This is a genomic window from Streptomyces sp. NPDC002144, from assembly GCF_053593695.1.
Window position 1 is genome coordinate 13,987 of the sequence record NZ_JBSFDB010000073.1, and the last position, 14,960, is coordinate 28,946.

The window sequence follows — 14,960 nt, forward strand, 5'->3', positions numbered from 1 at the left end:
CTCATCGGACGGTGGAGTGGTACCAGTGCCGCCAGAAGGCGGACGAGCCCAGTCGCAGGCGGGCGGTGATCGGGTTCTGCCACCACCACATGCGCCAGGTGGGCCACTGGTCATAGCGGCGCGTTGAGGGCTTCACGCGCAACGAGTCGACCAGGGCGACGGGCCGGCCGGTTTGGTCGCCCATGTCTCGCAGGCGAGCGAAGAACTCGACGTCTTCGCTCATGAACAGGTCCGGCCGGTAGCCCTGCAGCGCGCGGAAGGCGTCGGCGGTGCAGAACTGGGCAACGCCTTGGGCACCGCGGTGGCGTCGCCGGTAGGCGTCCCAGTACCAGCACAGCAGCCGGGCGCCGAGGCGCTTGGGCGTGTAATGCGGTGGGATGGCGCCGCCCACATGCCGGCCGGACGCGAGCAGGCCGACCAGCGTGGTAACCGCTTCGACGGGCACCTCAACGTCGGCGTCAACGAAGAGCAGGTACCGGCCTGCAGCGTGGGCCGCTCCAGTGTTGCGGACCCGTCCGATGTTGCGTACCGGCTCGGTCACGACGTGGGCGCCGTGTGAGGCTGCGATCGTGGCGGTGCCGTCCGTGGAGGCGTTGTCCACGACGATGATTTCCCCGCGGCCGCCGCTGGTTGTCTCCCACATGCGCAGTGAGCGAACGACGCTGGGCAGGTATCGCGGCAGGTAGTCAGCCTCGTTGAAAGCCGGGATCACCACCGACACTTCCGTGCTCACCTCAGTGGCCCTTCTGTAGTGGGTGCAGGACGTGTGCGAACGCGGCGAGGGTGTGGTCGAGCCGGGCGGCCCAGAGGTCGCGGTCCCGGTTCTCCAGCAGAGCGGCGTAGGTCCATCCACGGGCGGTGTGGAAGACGATCAGGGCGTCCAGCAGACCCTCGGCGGCCGATGTGCCATAGGCGGTCAGGAGGTGATCTCGGGCCGCGCCGGTCGTGGCGTCGCAGGTGACCAGTGTTTGGGCGAGGTCGTACTCCATTACGCAGTGAGTCGTCTCCTCGAAGTCGACGAGGTGGGCAGTGCCTGCCGAGGGGCCGCACTCCGGGAGAAGGACGTTGTCCAAGTGCAGGTCGCCATGGCACAGCACGAGTTGCGCCAGCCTGTCGCACGCGGCCTCGACGCGGTCCAGCGCAGGCCTGATGCGGTGAAGCAGAGCGGGAGGGCCCACACGGCGCAGGTGGACACACTGCTGCGCCAGGCTGCGCCGCGTCAGCAGTCCCGGTGTGACAGGTACCTGGTGGAGTCGCGCCAAGATGCGCCCACAGCGGTGCATCGCCTCGCGCTCGGAGACGGATTCGTCCCGGACAGCCTGGCCGAGTGTCGTCTCTCCCAGGTCCCCCGTGATGAGCACTGTCGCGCCGTGAGGGGGTACGGTGCCGCAAGCGAGCACGGTGGGCGTGGCAACGTGGCCGCTCACCGCCCGGATGAGGTCCCGTTCCGTGAAGGCGGTAAACGAGCGGGCCGGGGCGTACAACTTGATGACGACGCTCCGCCCATCAGCCAGTGTGACCCGGTAGACGCCTGCTTTCGGGGTGAGGGTCAGCCTGGTGACGTCACGGGCCGAGGTCCTCAGCAGGCGGACGCAGGCTTGTTCAACCACGGGCTCCGCGGGGCTCACCGGGCACCGCCCGGCGCCTCGATGCCCAGGTCGCCCAGACGGTGGATGTAGCGAACCGTTCGGCGCAGGTGTGCCCGGTAGGCGCGTACGTCCTCCGTCGCTGGGCAATCCGCCTGCCACGGCTTTTCCGGGCCGACGAAGTGCAACAGGGCCGTGTCGGCACTGGTGCTGAGGGGACGTCGGACTACGCGGCGTACCCAGTCCCCGCGCTGGAGGAAGCGCTGCATCTCGAACCGGTTGTAGGCGGGCCCGACGGATTGAGCGCGGCCAGAGGCCAGCAGCCACATGTTCAGCGCGTCCTGGTCATTGTGCAGGATGTGCTGCCGTCCCTTGACGAGCACGTACTCCACGCCGCGGCGGATCGTGGCCAGAAGCGCGACCGATGTCCAAAGGACCCCTGCGTTGTAATACGCACGCCCACGCAGGTGCGGCCACTTTTCTGCCAGGCCAGGTAGTGCCGGGCACTCTCCAACGGCCGGGTTGAATTCGTCTCGCACGGCCCCCACATGCCCGGCTCGTAACTGCGAGAGCGGCGCGGACAGGTCTCCGGTTATCAGCACGTCCGTGTCGACGTAGATCAGGTGGGAGCGGCCGACGAATTCTGGCGTGAACTGAAACCGCAGGTAGGTCGTGATGCTGATGTACTCGGCGTCACTGAGGCGGGATGCCTTCGACGGCGCGCACCAGCGAAGGTCGAACGACTGAAAGCCGAGACGCTTCACCAGGTCGGCCATGGTGGTGACGTGGCTGCGCTCCAGGTCCAGGGTCAGGACGCGCAGCGCCACGTCCCTGCGGGTGCGAGGGTCAAGGCTGTCCGCGAGAGAGGTGAGCGTGGTCAGGGTGGGCAACCTGTACCGCTCATCGACGCACAGGCCGATCGCGTACATAGGGGATTCTCCTTCGCTGGGTGGTCTTCGTCTCGCTCAGGGCGGCAGGCATCCGCAGTGGTGGTCACCGTGGGCACTGTCGGGCAGCCACCCCAAGGGCTCCCGACCAGCGCACAGGCCACCGCGCGGTCCGTTTGGGCCTGCTGATGGGCGAACTCACGCATCCGGGGGCCACGCGGAAGCCCGCCCTTCCATGCGGGGAGGTGAAAGGGGCCCGGCGCGGGTTCTGTGTCGCCGTGGGGGAATGTCGGAGACGTCTCCCCCGCGTCGGGTGCTTGGTCTGTCCGATGACCACGGCCGGGAACATCCGGGCAGGGGGCCTACGCGGCCTGCGTGTGACAGTTCTGTCGTATGGGCGGGTTTACGGCCATCCGGTCCACCGAGCGGTGAATTGCACCCGGCGGCAGGGTGTCTCAGCGGATGCCGCGTTGCTGTTCGATGTCGGTGACGTGTGTGCGGTGCCAGTCGAGTTCGGCTTGGGCGGCGTGGGTGTAGTGGCGGACAACGTCTGTGCCGAGCAGGAGGTCGGCGATGGTGCTGTGCTCGAAGTACGCGAGGGCTTCGGTGAGGTCGGCATGCAGGGGGATGGAGCCCTGGTCCTGGTAGGCGTCCCCGTCGCAGGCCGGCCGGGGCGTCAGGCGTTCTTCGATGCCGTGGGCCATTGCCGCCACGTAGGCGGCGAGGGTGAGGTAGGCGTTGGCGTCGGCGCCGGCCAGGCGTACCTCGAGGTGGGTGCCGGGGCCGTGGCCGCAGGTGCGGATGGCGCAGCCGCGGTGGTCGTGGCCCCAGTTGTAGCGGGTGGGGGCGAAGGAATACGGCCGGTAGCGTTTGTAGGAGTTGGTAGTGGGTGCGTACAGGGGCGCCAGGTGGGGGAGGGCGGAGATCAGGCCGGCGATGGCCTGTGCCATGGCGGGTGGTGGTTGTTGGCCGCGGCGGTGGGCGAAGGCTGGTGCGTGCTCGCGCCACAGGGACAGGTGCAGGTGCAGGCCGCTTGCGACCCCGGTGGCGGGCGCGGCCATGAACACCGGTGTCATGCCGTAGCGGCCGGCGACCTGGGCGGTGATGTGCCGGAAGACCGTGTAGTGATCTACGGCGGCGAGGGCGTCACCGTAGGCGAACGTCACCTCGCACTGGCCGGGCGCTCCCTCGGTCTTGAAGGCCTCGTAGCCGATCCCGGCATCGGTCAGCGCCTCGCCCAGATGGTGGAAGAAGTCACTGATCTCGGGCGGTTGATGCAGGGCGTAGTCAAGGTTCGCTGGCCAGGCCGGGGCGCGGCCGTCGGGCCCGGCTTTGTAGAGGAGGAACTCGGCCTCGACGCCGGCCTTCATCTCGTATCCCAGGTGGCGCAGGCGTGCGAGGTGCGTTGCCAGCACCTGGCGGGGTGCCACCTCGACGGGGCTGCCGTCGTCGTGGACGGGGGTGGCGAAGACGAGGGCGGTGCCGGGGCGGTGCGGCAGCATGCGGACCTGGTCCAGGTCGGGGATGACGAGGAAGTCTCCGAAGCCCTGGTCCCAGCCGGTGGGGTCGAACGTGTCCAGGGGCGTCATGTCGATGTCGGTGGCCAGGATGTAGGAGCACATCTCCGCTCCGCCGGTCATCCGTTCGAGGAAGACCGACGCGTTGAAGAGTTTGCCCATGAGCCGGCCGTGCAGGTCGGGCACGGCCAGCATGATGGTGGTGACGGCCCGGTCCTTGAGCAGCCGCCGCAGCACGGTGCGGTTGACCGGTCCAGTGGGCCACGGCTCAGCGGTGGGGTTGGTGGTGGCGGTCATCAGAAACCTTCGCTCAGGAGGGCTTCGCCGGGCTGGGCAGTCGCGGCGGCGGTGAGCTGGTAGGCGCGCTTGCCGCGGGTGATCCAGGTGGCCCAGGCCAGCAGCAGCGCCACGAGCAGGGTGACCCCGGCGTAGTTGAAGGACTCGGTGGTGATCGGTGTGGACTGCGGCAGGCAGAACACCACGGTGATGATCGCGACGTAGGCGACCGCGATGTACCCGATCGGGCGCCGCCAACGCCCCAGGCTCCACCGGCCGCTCTGGTAGGCGCGGCCCTTGCGCAGAGCGAGGAAGACCGGGATGCCGTACGCCGGGGTCATGCCGACCGCGTTGATCGCGGTGATCGCGCCGTAGGCGGCCGGAGACCACAGGGCCGGCAGGGCCAGGACGAACGGCACGACGATGACGAACCACACCGCCCTCGTGGGGGTCCTCGTGCGGTCGTTGACGCGTCGCCAGCTCTGCCAGCCGGGTAGGGCGCGGCTGCGGGAGAAGGCGTAGACCATGCGGCTGGCGGCGGCGACCTCGGCGTTGCCGCAGAACAGCATCGCGACGATGACGACCAGCAGCAGCGCCTTTGCTCCGCTCGCGCCGAGGACGTCGAGGAAGATCTGCGCAGGCGGCACACCCGTCGCGGTGTTCTGCGTGGCCGTGTAGTTCTGCAGGGCGAACAGCAGTCCGGCCAGGAGCACGAACCCGGCCGCCCAGGAGATCCAGATGGAGCGGACGATGCCGCGGGGGGCGGACGTCTGGGCGTCGGTGGTCTCCTCCGCGACGTGTGCGGAGGCGTCGTAGCCGCAGAACGTGTACCCGGAGATGAGGGATCCGACGAGCGCGACGTAGAAGGGGTGGGAGAAGCCGGTGTCGTTGTGGAAGTGGGTGAACACGAAGCTCGGTGACTGGTGCTGGGCGGGGGCGATGGTCAGGGCGCCGACGATGACGGCGACGCCGCCCAGCTGCCACCACACCGAGATCGAGTTCAGCACGGTGACCAGGCGCACCCCGGCGGAGTTGAGCAGGCCGTGCAGGAGCAGGATGCACCCGAAGATGAGCATGGTCGTGCCGTCCGTGGGCGCGATGTTCCACTGCATCTGCGCGAACGCGCCGGCGAAGGTGGCAGCGCCGTAGTCGATGCCCGCGATCGCACCGAGCAGGCCGAGCAGGTTCAGCCAGCCGGTCACCCAGCCCCAGCGGCGCCCGCCGAGCTTGTCGGCCATGAAGTACGGGCCGCCCGAGGTCGGATACGCGGAGACGACATCGGCCAGGGACAGCCCGACCAGCAGCGTCAGAAGGCCGATCACGGCCCAGCTGCCGAGCATGACCACAGGGCCGCCGTGACCCAGGCCGAACCCGAACAGGCTCATGCCGCCGGCCAGGATGCAGATGACCGAGAAGCTGATCGCGAAGTTCCCGAAGGCGCCCATCTTGCGGACCAGTTCGGGCTTGATGCCGAGCTCGGCGAGGAAAGCATCGTCCGAGCTCGCGGGGTCAGCCGTGCCGGCTCTTGTGTGAGACACCAGTAATCCTTCGAAAAGGGGGGAGAGGGTACGGGGACAGTTCAGGGGCGTTGATCACGCTGGGCCGGCGGGGCCCGGCAGCGCATCGAGACGCCCTGGCTAGCGCAGGACGGATGCACGGATGCGGAGGAACTCCTCCCTCCAGTCGGCGGAGCGGCCGAGGCTGGCGTTGATGTCCTGCCACGGCTGCGGCGTGACGTGGGGGCCCATCGCCCGGAACACGAAGGCTGCGCGGTCGTTCTCGCCGCAGGCCACCAGGGCGTGCGCGAGGTGGCTGAGGTCCGACAGCGGCTGCCACGGGTACTCGACCGGAGGGAGGCCGGCGAACCAGTCGTCGTATGCCTTGCACGCGTAGTGCCGGACCTGGGCTGTCTGCCAGAACTGCAGGGCACCGCCCCGGCCATCACCGTGCCGCTGCCGGTAGATGTCCATGAGCGCGTACAGCGGCATGACCTGCAACTGGGGGTTGAGCGTTCCCATCGCGACGAGCCAGCATGAGTAGTTCATGGCGGCCCCGGGCTCGCGTGAGCGGTTGTGGAACCACTCCCGCATGCGGTGATGGCCTTCCCGGTTTCCGGGGTGACGCTGGTTGATCTCTGCGAGGAGCGGCCAGGGACCCCGGTGATGCATCGCCGGGTCTTTCAACGCGTCCCAGGGCATGCCACGCTCGTGGGCGTGGGGGTCGAAGTGGTGCGGGGCAAAGGGAAGCCGGGTCAGCTTGAGCAGATCCACCCACGGCACAGGGCATGCCGGCCACAGGGCCCTGGCCTGGTAGAGGGCTTGCCGGGCGAGGCCGGCGGCTCGTGCCACCACGTGCTGGCTCTGGTTGCTGCGATGCGCGGCGAGTGCGGCACGCGTGAGGACGCGGCCCCACATCATGGCGGCATCGGGGCTGGTGGGTTCCTCGTCGCGCCAGGTCTTGAAGACGCCCGGCTCGCCCGCGCCGGCCGCCAGGAGCTGGCTGCGGATGGTGCGTAAGGCCCAGTTGGGGCCGGTGCGGGCCAGCAGGTCACGGGCGGAGAGGTACCGGCCCATCTTCAGATCCTCCAGCGCGGCACGCAGATCGGTGTCGGGGCCGACCGGGCTGACTATCAGGCCGGTAGGGCCGATGGCGTTGAGGCCTAGGACCGTGGATTTGGTGCGGCTCGCTAACGGTTTGGGCATCGGGTCATCCGCAGGGTTGGCGTGGTGGGCTTGGGCCGCTGTGGGTGCGGGGGGTCGTCGTCCGGGTGAGGGCGCTCAGCGCGGTCGCCGGCAGTGGCCGGGGCGGCATAGTGGGCTGCCGTTGCCGGGACCCGGCGGGGCAGGGCAAGGCAGGCCCACACACGGGTGCCGCCGGGGCAGGTGGTTGCCTGCCAGTGACTGGCCAGGGCCTCGACCAGGCATAGCCCGCGCCCGTTCTCAGCGTCCTCGGTTGCTGTCGAGCGGTCGATGGGGGAGCGGGGCCGGCCTTGGTCGCTGACGGTTACCCAGGCGTGGTGTGCGGACAGCATCAGTGAGAGCGTGATCTCTTCGCCGTGTGCGTGCACGACGGCGTTCGTGGTGAGTTCGCTGGTGATGAGCGCAAGACTGTCGGTGACCTCGCGAGGGACGCGCCAGGTGCGGCAGGTGCCGATCAGGTGTGTGCGGGCCGCTCGCGGTGTGTGCAAGGAGCGGCCGGGCAGGATCCAGGATGCCGACAGACGCTGTTCATAGCGAGGCAGAGCGGTGGCCGGAAAGGGCCTGTCCGAAGATGCTGGGCGTGAAGCGGTCAGCGCTCCCCATACGACGCCCCAGGCGTCGGTGGTGAGGTGGGGGTTCACAGTGCGTCCTCCGGGTGGCCTGCGCGATGCGACTCGGTCTGGTTGATCGCAGAGCCAGAGGAGACTGTGGCGGCTGCGATGCCCTCTACCGTTTCAAGCTGGGCAGTTGGCGTCACGGGCTGCCTTGACCAGATTTCCTGGACGTGTGGCACCACGTCGACCAGCGTCATCTGGCCCGTCGGGGCGATTTCTTGGGCTGTGGACGCCCGCTTCTGCTGGCCAGGGGCATTCGTTCGGATGGCGGGCGCGGCTACCGTGGTGCCATCAAACCTGCCTGGGAGGGTGCCCATGAATGCACTTTCGAAGCCCGGCTCCAAAGCAGACCGGGACGCCCTTCGTCAGGGCATGAGCGCCGCTGGCTGCACCCTCGCGGACACGGCTGTTGAGATGCGCGCCCGCTTCCGGATGCGGCCGAGGGAAGCGTGGCGACACGCCCACGGCTGGACGCTGCAGGAGACAGCGGACCGGATCACCCAGGCGAGCGGCAGACACCCTGGCGAGTGCGTTGCTGCTGACGCGTCGCTGGTAGGCAAGTGGGAGAAGTGGCCAGGGCCATCCTCGCGTCGTCCCAGCCTCGCGGTCCTGTTCGCCATGGCGGAAGCTTTTGCGTGCCGGGTGGAGGACCTGCTCGATTGGCAGGACAGGCAGGCCCTGTCAGAGGCTGATCTTCGCCTGCTTGTCGGCTCTTCACCCGCAGAGCAGCCGCCGGTTGCGCCCGTCGCCTCGTCGCCGGAGCTCACCCCGGCCGAGACCGGTGGAAGCGATCTGGTGCGCCTTGCCGCTAACGAGTCCGCGAGCTGGGCGCAATGGGCTGAGGCATCAAACGTTGGTGACATCGCACTTGAGCAACTACTGGCCGAGACGCGGACACTCGCGTCGGACTACCTCACCTCAGACCCCGTCCTGCTATTCGTTCGAACCCGGGCACTACGCGATCGTGTCTTCGCCCTACTGGAAGGCCACCAATACCCGCGCCAGTCCACGGACCTATACGTCGTCGCCGGCTATCTGTGCGGGCTCCTGGCCTGGATGTCGTCCGACCTCGGTCAGCTGCGCGATGCGGAGACCCAGGGCCGGACTGCGTGGCTGTGCGCCGAACTGGCCAGCCACAACGACCTGCGCGCCTGGGTCTTGTCGACGCGTTCCAAGGTGGCGTTTTGGGACAGACGGCTTCGTGACGCCGTCAACTTCGCCCGACGCGGCGCTGCCTACCCCACCACAGGCACGGTAGCCGTGCTGCTTGCCTGCCAGGAAGCCGATGCCTGGTCCGAACTAGGCGCTCAGGAAGAGGCGTTGAACGCGCTGGCCCGTGCCCATGACGCCCGTGCCGCAATGAATGGCGCGGACGACATTGGAGGCATCTTCGCCTGCCAGCCGGCTCGGCAGGAAAACTACGCGGCCGCCGTGCAGCTGCGACTGGGCCATCCCGCGGACGCCCTGCGGTCCGCGGACAACGCCCTCGCTCTGCTGACCGTGCAGCCGGTCAGGGCGTACGGCACCGAGGCTCAGATCCACATCAGTGAGGCCTCGGCACATCTCGCTACCGGCGAGGCAGAAGGCGCCATCGAAGCTATCACCCCCGTTCTGGCCCTTCCGCCCGACCACCGCCTGACGCCTGTCACACGCCGACTCGGCGAGCTGGCCTACGGCATCGGCCGGCCTAGCGGAGGCAGTAGTGCAGCCATCGGCCTACGGCAGGCTATCGAGGAGTTCTGTAGGGACTCTGCGCCGCAGCACCTCGCACTCTCGCCAGGCAAGGCCTCCTCCTGATTTGATCCTTACCATGACGGATCAAACCGAGACCATTCGAAACCACTGGTGGTGGCGGCCGGGTTGGAGTGTGGGGCGCCGTTTCTACACTTGGCACCTGACGTTCGACGGCCAGAAAGACGTGCACCGGCTTGCTGCAGAGTACCGTTCCGCCCTTGCGTATTTCGACGATATCCTCACTCCCGTTCCGGACCAGTGGCTCCACCTGACCATGCAGGGCATTGGATTCGTGGGCGAGACCAAGGAATCGGACGTCAACGCCATCGTCGAAGTGGCCCGTACACGACTGGCGAGCGTCCCGGCCTTCGACCTGCGCATTGGACCAGCGGTAGTGGATCCTGAGGCGGTTCTCCTCCACGTCCACCCCGACGGTCCCGTCCGGGATGTCAGGGATGCCGTACGCGCTGCCATCGGTGACGTCTTGGGCGCAGTCCCCGAGAAAGCGGAGGGATTCACTCCGCATATTTCGGTCGCTTACAGCGCCAAAGACGGTTCTGCGGCACCGATCGGCCAGGTCCTCAATGGCATCGATGCCACACCAGCGCAAGCCCGCATCTCAAGCGTGGAGTTGATTGTGATCCACAGAGACAACCAGATGTACGAGTGGGAATCTTTCGCAGACGTTTCCCTCGGTTGACGAGATGGTGACACAAGGGGGGCGCCGGACATTTCGAGGTCTAACGTGTGCCTACTCGATGCGTGTCTCATCACTGTTCGACTGCAGCTCTCGCCTGCAGTCGAATTGGGCACTGCCTGCTGGGAGGTCAGGCGTGTCGCGACCACCGCTTCGTAGTCCGGAATCTCCATCCGGCCCAGAGCTCGGGGTCAGTCGGGGTTCCCAAGACCGCGATCGCCGCCTTACTGGAGGACGTGTGTGAAGCTGATCTCCAGCATCCAGCGCAACCAGCTTTTTGAGAGTTTCGAACGGGACGCATTCCATCTGGAGCTGAGGGACGACTACTCGGTTCCGGACGAGGACAGCCCTTTTGCGAGCTGGCTGCGCGGCGAGAGCGTCGACTACTCCTATATGGAGCCGTGGACGCAGCTCATCAGACGTGTCACGGGGGAGGGGAAGTCGGTCCGGCGTGTCAGGGTCATCACAGAGCCACACACCCCCTACATCCAGTGGGAGCACGCCACCGCTGCCTTCAATCACGAGGCAGGCGAAGAGATCCGGTGGCTTCCCCGGCACCGGCTGCCAGAGGGCGTTCTCTTTCCGCTGGCGGGTAACGACTGGTGGCTTTACGACGATCGATTCCTGGCCGTGGGCCACTTCGACTCCCAGGGCAGAGTGCTCGGATCGGAGATCGTCGAAGACCCGGTCACTGTGGCCGAATGTGTGCGCCTGCGAGACCTCCTATGGGCCGACGCCATCCCTCACTCCGAGTACAAGCCTTGACCGTGAGCATGCAAGGAGACGAAGCACTACAGGCGTTGGGTGCCCGGCTGCGCGGCTTCCGCAAGGACGCGGCTTCCTTTCCTCAGGTACGCCGCACGGCATTGACCGAACTGGCTGCCGCTCACGACTGACGGCGTGGTTCCGCTGGGACCACACAGCTTCGTACCCGCTCTGAGAGAGGCACTACGAACCGTGATGGAGCGCCGCACCTTCTTCACGATCTCCGGCGCCGCCCTGTCCACGCTGGCCGCACACGGGGCCGCCGGCCCCGCCCCGGCCGGCGGCGAACGCCTGGGTGAGGACCTGGGCGCCTATTGTGTTGCGTGTGAGCGACGCGAGCGGAATCGAGATAGTCACGACAGGTTTCCGCTCCGGCGTAACACAGGCTTTCGGATGCTGTGGAGCGGCCAGCTGCTGTCGGATACCGGCACGCAGATCCACGCGGAGTCCCCGACGGCCGCACCGGGCTGAGCGGCTGAACCAACAGGCCCGCGGGGGCGGTGCCCTGCTTTCGGGCAAGGACCGAACCCCCGTCCTCGCATTCGCGCCGAGCACGCATCACGTCTGGCACCAGGGGTCATGTTGATGGCCTTGTCTGTAGCGGCTTGCGCAGTGAGGAAGACCGTCGGTCCTTGGTGAAGGCACGTGATCGGTGCTGAGTTGATACGTGGGGGCGCTGTTTACGCAGCTGCCGCTTCACGTTCGAGGAAAGGTGGATGTTCACCAGCCTATGACCAGGCTCCGTCATCTTGTATCGGTGCCGTGGGTCCAGGTGTGGACGGCACTTGTCTGTGAGTGTGGGCATTTCGTGCGTTCAATATTCGCCAGCGTCGTTCGAAGTCGGTGGAGAGTTTGGTGATGTGGTGGGGGGTGACGGGTTTGTTGTATTGGGCGGTGATGCCGTGGGTGGCGCATTCTCGGGCTATGTCGGTGGGTGAACCGCCCCGGGTTCGGTAGAGATCTCAGATCTGGGTTATGACCTGGGATTTCTTGAGTTCGGTGTAGTAGTTGGCTTCGTATTCGACGGGCGGGATATGCCCTATCTCACCGTGGAGTCGGCGGTGGTTGTACCAGTCGACCCACTCGGCGGTGGCCAACTCGACCTGGGAGAGCGTCTTCCAGGGCCGCTGAGGCTTGATCAACTCGGTTTTGAACAGGCCGATCGTGGACTCCATCAGGGCATTGTCGTACGCGTCGCCGACGGATCCGATGCTCGCCGCGATACCCGCGGCGTCCAGGTGCTCGGCGAGGCGGAAGCTCGTGTACTGCGACCCGGCGTCCGAATGATGTATCAACTCGCCTGGCTGGATGGGGCGTTGGTCCCGATCGCGCTGCCAGATCGCCATCTCCAGGGCGTCCAGCACGAACACCGTCTCCTTCACCGTGGCGGCCGACCAGCCCACGATCCGGCGCGAGAAGGTGTCCACGACGAACGCGACATAGACGACGCCGGCGAAGGTCTTCACGTGCGTGAAGTCGGCTACCCAGCAGCGGTCCGGGGCTCCGGCGACGAAGTCGCGGTCGACGAGGTCGGGGGCCCGCTCAGCCTGCCCGCCGGAGATCGTGGTGATGACGCGTTTGCCGCGCACCGCGCCCTGGATGCCGAGCTCACGCATCAGGCGCTCGACGGTGCAGCGGGCCACCGCATGCCCCTGCCGGTTCAGCTGGCGCCAGATCTTTCTCGCTCCGTAGACACGGTAGTTGGCCGTGTAGACCTCGTGGATCCTCTCCTTGAGCTCCTCATCGCGCACGGAACGTGCAGAGGGGGTTTCGAGGCGTTTCTTATGGGCGTAGTACGTGGAAGGGGCGATCTGGCAGTCGTGTGCGGTGAGCGTTCTGCAGATCGGCTCGACCCCGCCGAAGCGGTCCCGGTGCTCGTCGATGAACGCTACGAGCGCGTGTGTGGCCGGTCGAGCTCGGCCGCGAAGAAACTCGCCGCGGCCTTCAGGATCTCGTTCGCCCGCTTCAGCTCGGCGTTCTCCTTCTTCAACGCTTTGAGCTGGGCGGTTTCCTCCGTCGTCGTCCCTGGACGCTGCCCTGCGTCGATCTCGTACTGCTTCACCCAGTTCCGCAGCGTCTCACGGGAACCGATGTCGAGCTTGTCCGCCACCGCCTGCAGGGCGGCCGTTTCGTTCGGGTAGTCGTCGCGCACTTCGGCGACCATGCGCACCGCGCGACGGCGCAGCTCAAGCGGGTAACGGGAGGGTCGTGCCATGACTCAATCCTTTCACGGAATCGAGTCTCTACCTGACACGGGGCGGTTCAGGGGGAGGGGGCTGGGGTTTCTTTGCGGTGTTTGGTCCATAGGTTGTAGATGCGCCAGGGGAGGAAATGCCGTCGGAGGTTTGCGGGGCTGATGGGTTGTTGGTTGCGTCCGTGCAGGCCGTGTGCGGCCAGGTATGTGGAGAGTTGTTGGGCGGTGGGTTCGGTGCCGTGGTGGGTTTGGTAGGTGGTCCAGGCGAGGTAGTAGCGGTCGACGGTGGTGAGGCCGGGTGGCTCGGTGGTGTCCCTGGCGAGGGCTGCGGGGGTCTTCGCCCGGGGGCTGCGGTCTGCTTGTGCTGCTGGTGTGATGGCGGGGCGGGTTGGGGGTGTGCGGTGTGCGTGTGCGCCTGAAGTGGGGGCGTGTTGCTGCGGATTGCAGGGGTCTGACGTCGTGCTCTCGGGCTGCCGACGGTGGTGGTCTTCGCCCTGGGTGGCGAGGGTTGTCGAGTCGGGGCGCGAGGGGGGCTGGTCGCTGTCGTCGACTGGCGTGTTGGGGTGCAGCGTGCGGGCGTTGGAGGGGGTGTGCCTGTCGTTGACGGCGCTTGTGTGGTGGGCGGGGTTGGTGGGGTGTTCCGACTGGGGCGGTGTGCGCGCTAGCGGTGGGTTGACCGCGGGGGGCGTGCTGTGGTGGCCGCGCAAGCGTGGTGTCCACTGTGCGGTGTCTGGGTCGGTCTGCAGGTGGGGGGTGGGTTGTTGAGGGTCCTTGGCCGGTTTCCGGGGGTCGCCTCCGGCGCCGGGCTTGCGGGTGGGTCGGGGGGCCGGGGTGGGGATGCTGCTGGTCTTCTCGGGGGTGGGCTGCTGGGCGGGGGTGGGTTGTTGTGGTGGTGGCGTGGTGGGGTGTGGGGCCGGGGGCGGGAGTTCGGGTTCGATGTCCGCGGCGGTCAGGCCTGCGGGGGCGGTGTCTGCCAGGGTGATGCCGTGGCGGGCGAGGCGCAGCGGCAGCAGGGACTCCACCGGAGCCTTGCGGCGCCAGGCGCGGCCGAACCTCGAATGCAGCCGGGCCTGGTAGACGAGACGTTCCTGCTCCAGCTTGATGGCCTGCTGGTAGGAGCGCAGCTCCCACAGTTTCATGCGGCGCCACAGCAGGAGGGTCGGGAGGGGGGACAGCAGCCAGCGGGCCAGGCGCACGCCCTCCATGTGCTGGTCGGCGATGCGGCCGATGGCGTGCCGGGCGGCCTCCACGGTGACGATGAACAGGAGGGGGATGACGCCGTGCATGCCGACGCCGAGTGGGTCGGGCCAGGCGGTGGCGGCGTTGAAGGCGATCGTGGCCGCCGTCAGCAGCCAGGCGGTGGGCCGTAGCAGTGGGAAGGGGATGCGGAGGTAGGTGAGGAGGAGGTCGAGGGCGAGCAGGACGCAGATGCCGGCGTCGATGCCGATGGGGAAGAGGTAGGCGAAGGTGCCGAAGCCTTGTCGGATGGCCAGGTCGCGGAGGGCTGTGTAGGAGCCGGCGAAGCCGATGCCGGCGATGATCATGGTGCCGCACGCGATCGCTCCGATGAGGACGCGGTGGATGCGAAGCAACTGGATCTGGGGCGTGGCCTGTCCTGGCGGGAGGGCGGTCTGGGATGGTGCCGGGCTGTGTGGGGTGGGGCCTGCTCTGTTGTGGTCGCCTGTGCGGCGCGGGTCTTCGGGGGGCTGCGCCCGCGGATGGCGCGCGTCATGGCGGGCGTGCCGGTGAGGGAGGGACGTGCGAGGGGCGGGGGATGGGGTCATCGGTTTCGTGTCCCGTCGCGCGTGGCGCCCAGCAGGTGGTTGATGAGCTGGGTGGTCTCTGTCTCCGGTGAGCAGTCGAGGTCCTGGTTGATGTGTTGGAGGCGGGTGATGGTGTCGTTCGGTGGGGGGTTTGTTGGTGTGCGGGGTGGCTGTTGGCCTGGTGTGTTGCTGATGTGTTGAGAGGTGGGGTGCGGGGTTTGGGTGGTG

Annotated in this window: 13 protein-coding genes; 3 read left to right on the forward strand and 10 right to left on the reverse strand. The window is 67.5% G+C overall.

The features are described 5' to 3' along the window. Position 1: 1 nt before the first annotated feature. The 7 genes from ACWCQ1_RS47115 to ACWCQ1_RS47145 form a co-directional block, all read right to left on the reverse strand. The gene (locus tag ACWCQ1_RS47115) at positions 2–733 is read right to left on the reverse strand and encodes a glycosyltransferase (RefSeq protein ID WP_451029484.1); all 732 of its coding nucleotides are present in this window, start codon (positions 731–733) and stop codon (positions 2–4) included. A 1-nt stretch (position 734) separates the two neighbouring features. After that, the gene (locus ACWCQ1_RS47120) at positions 735–1,610 is read right to left on the reverse strand and encodes a phosphotransferase enzyme family protein (RefSeq protein ID WP_451029485.1); all 876 of its coding nucleotides are present in this window, start codon (positions 1,608–1,610) and stop codon (positions 735–737) included. 14 nt (positions 1,611–1,624) lie between these two features. Then, entirely contained in the window at positions 1,625–2,515 is an 891-nt protein-coding gene (locus tag ACWCQ1_RS47125) for a glycosyltransferase (protein ID WP_451029486.1), read from the reverse strand. A 413-nt stretch (positions 2,516–2,928) separates the two neighbouring features. Then, positions 2,929–4,287, reverse strand: a complete 1,359-nt coding sequence (locus tag ACWCQ1_RS47130) for a glutamine synthetase family protein (protein WP_451029487.1) — start codon at positions 4,285–4,287, stop codon at positions 2,929–2,931. Continuing rightward, positions 4,287–5,804: an amino acid permease gene (locus tag ACWCQ1_RS47135; RefSeq protein ID WP_451029488.1), complete on the reverse strand. Its 1,518-nt coding sequence runs from the start codon at positions 5,802–5,804 to the stop codon at positions 4,287–4,289. Before ACWCQ1_RS47135 ends, ACWCQ1_RS47130 begins: the two co-directional genes overlap by 1 nt. A gap of 99 nt (positions 5,805–5,903) precedes the next feature. Next, positions 5,904–6,968: a hypothetical protein gene (locus ACWCQ1_RS47140; protein ID WP_451029489.1), complete on the reverse strand. Its 1,065-nt coding sequence runs from the start codon at positions 6,966–6,968 to the stop codon at positions 5,904–5,906. Then, complete coding sequence (locus ACWCQ1_RS47145) at positions 6,953–7,606, reverse strand: ATP-binding protein (RefSeq protein WP_451029490.1); 654 nt, start codon at positions 7,604–7,606, stop codon at positions 6,953–6,955. The genes ACWCQ1_RS47140 and ACWCQ1_RS47145 overlap by 16 nt, the downstream gene beginning before the upstream one ends. Positions 7,607–7,894: 288 nt before the next feature. Here ACWCQ1_RS47145 and ACWCQ1_RS47150 point away from each other — a divergent pair, with 288 nt between their 5' ends. The 3 genes from ACWCQ1_RS47150 to ACWCQ1_RS47160 all read left to right on the forward strand — a co-directional run bounded on the left by ACWCQ1_RS47150 (position 7,895) and on the right by ACWCQ1_RS47160 (position 10,775). Then, positions 7,895–9,376 (forward strand): XRE family transcriptional regulator, encoded by a 1,482-nt coding sequence (locus tag ACWCQ1_RS47150; RefSeq protein WP_451029491.1) that lies wholly within the window; start codon positions 7,895–7,897, stop codon positions 9,374–9,376. 13 nt (positions 9,377–9,389) lie between these two features. Then, on the forward strand, positions 9,390–10,013 hold the full coding sequence (locus tag ACWCQ1_RS47155; RefSeq protein ID WP_451029492.1) for a 2'-5' RNA ligase family protein: 624 nt from the start codon (positions 9,390–9,392) through the stop codon (positions 10,011–10,013). Positions 10,014–10,250: 237 nt separating this feature from the next. Then, a complete protein-coding gene (locus ACWCQ1_RS47160; protein ID WP_451029493.1) occupies positions 10,251–10,775 on the forward strand; it encodes a DUF6879 family protein in 525 nt (174 codons plus the stop codon). Positions 10,776–11,737: 962 nt separating this feature from the next. Here ACWCQ1_RS47160 and ACWCQ1_RS47165 read toward each other — a convergent pair. From ACWCQ1_RS47165 to ACWCQ1_RS47175, 3 genes are all read right to left on the reverse strand, one after another. Next, positions 11,738–12,990 (reverse strand): IS3 family transposase gene (locus tag ACWCQ1_RS47165; protein ID WP_451029494.1). Its coding sequence is split into 2 segments (ribosomal slippage): positions 11,738–12,708 and positions 12,708–12,990, totalling 1,254 coding nucleotides; the frame shifts between segments, so codons are not numbered across the junction. 47 nt (positions 12,991–13,037) lie between these two features. After that, positions 13,038–14,513 (reverse strand): DUF2637 domain-containing protein, encoded by a 1,476-nt coding sequence (locus ACWCQ1_RS47170; protein WP_451029498.1) that lies wholly within the window; start codon positions 14,511–14,513, stop codon positions 13,038–13,040. A 236-nt stretch (positions 14,514–14,749) separates the two neighbouring features. Beyond that, positions 14,750–14,960: hypothetical protein (locus ACWCQ1_RS47175; protein WP_451029495.1), on the reverse strand; the 211-nt coding region annotated here is incomplete at its 5' end.

Bases quoted from the DNA above. Each gene is read 5' to 3' on its own strand.
- ACWCQ1_RS47130 (WP_451029487.1), bottom strand. From the start codon at position 4,287: ATGACCGCCACCACCAACCCCACCGCTGAGCCGTGGCCCACTGGACCG.
- ACWCQ1_RS47140 (WP_451029489.1), bottom strand. From the start codon at position 6,968: ATGCCCAAACCGTTAGCGAGCCGCACCAAATCCACGGTCCTAGGCCTC.
- ACWCQ1_RS47170 (WP_451029498.1), bottom strand. From the start codon at position 14,513: ATGATCATCGCCGGCATCGGCTTCGCCGGCTCCTACACAGCCCTCCGC.
- ACWCQ1_RS47150 (WP_451029491.1), top strand. From the start codon at position 7,895: ATGAATGCACTTTCGAAGCCCGGCTCCAAAGCAGACCGGGACGCCCTT.
- ACWCQ1_RS47155 (WP_451029492.1), top strand. From the start codon at position 9,390: ATGACGGATCAAACCGAGACCATTCGAAACCACTGGTGGTGGCGGCCG.
- ACWCQ1_RS47125 (WP_451029486.1), bottom strand. From the start codon at position 2,515: ATGTACGCGATCGGCCTGTGCGTCGATGAGCGGTACAGGTTGCCCACC.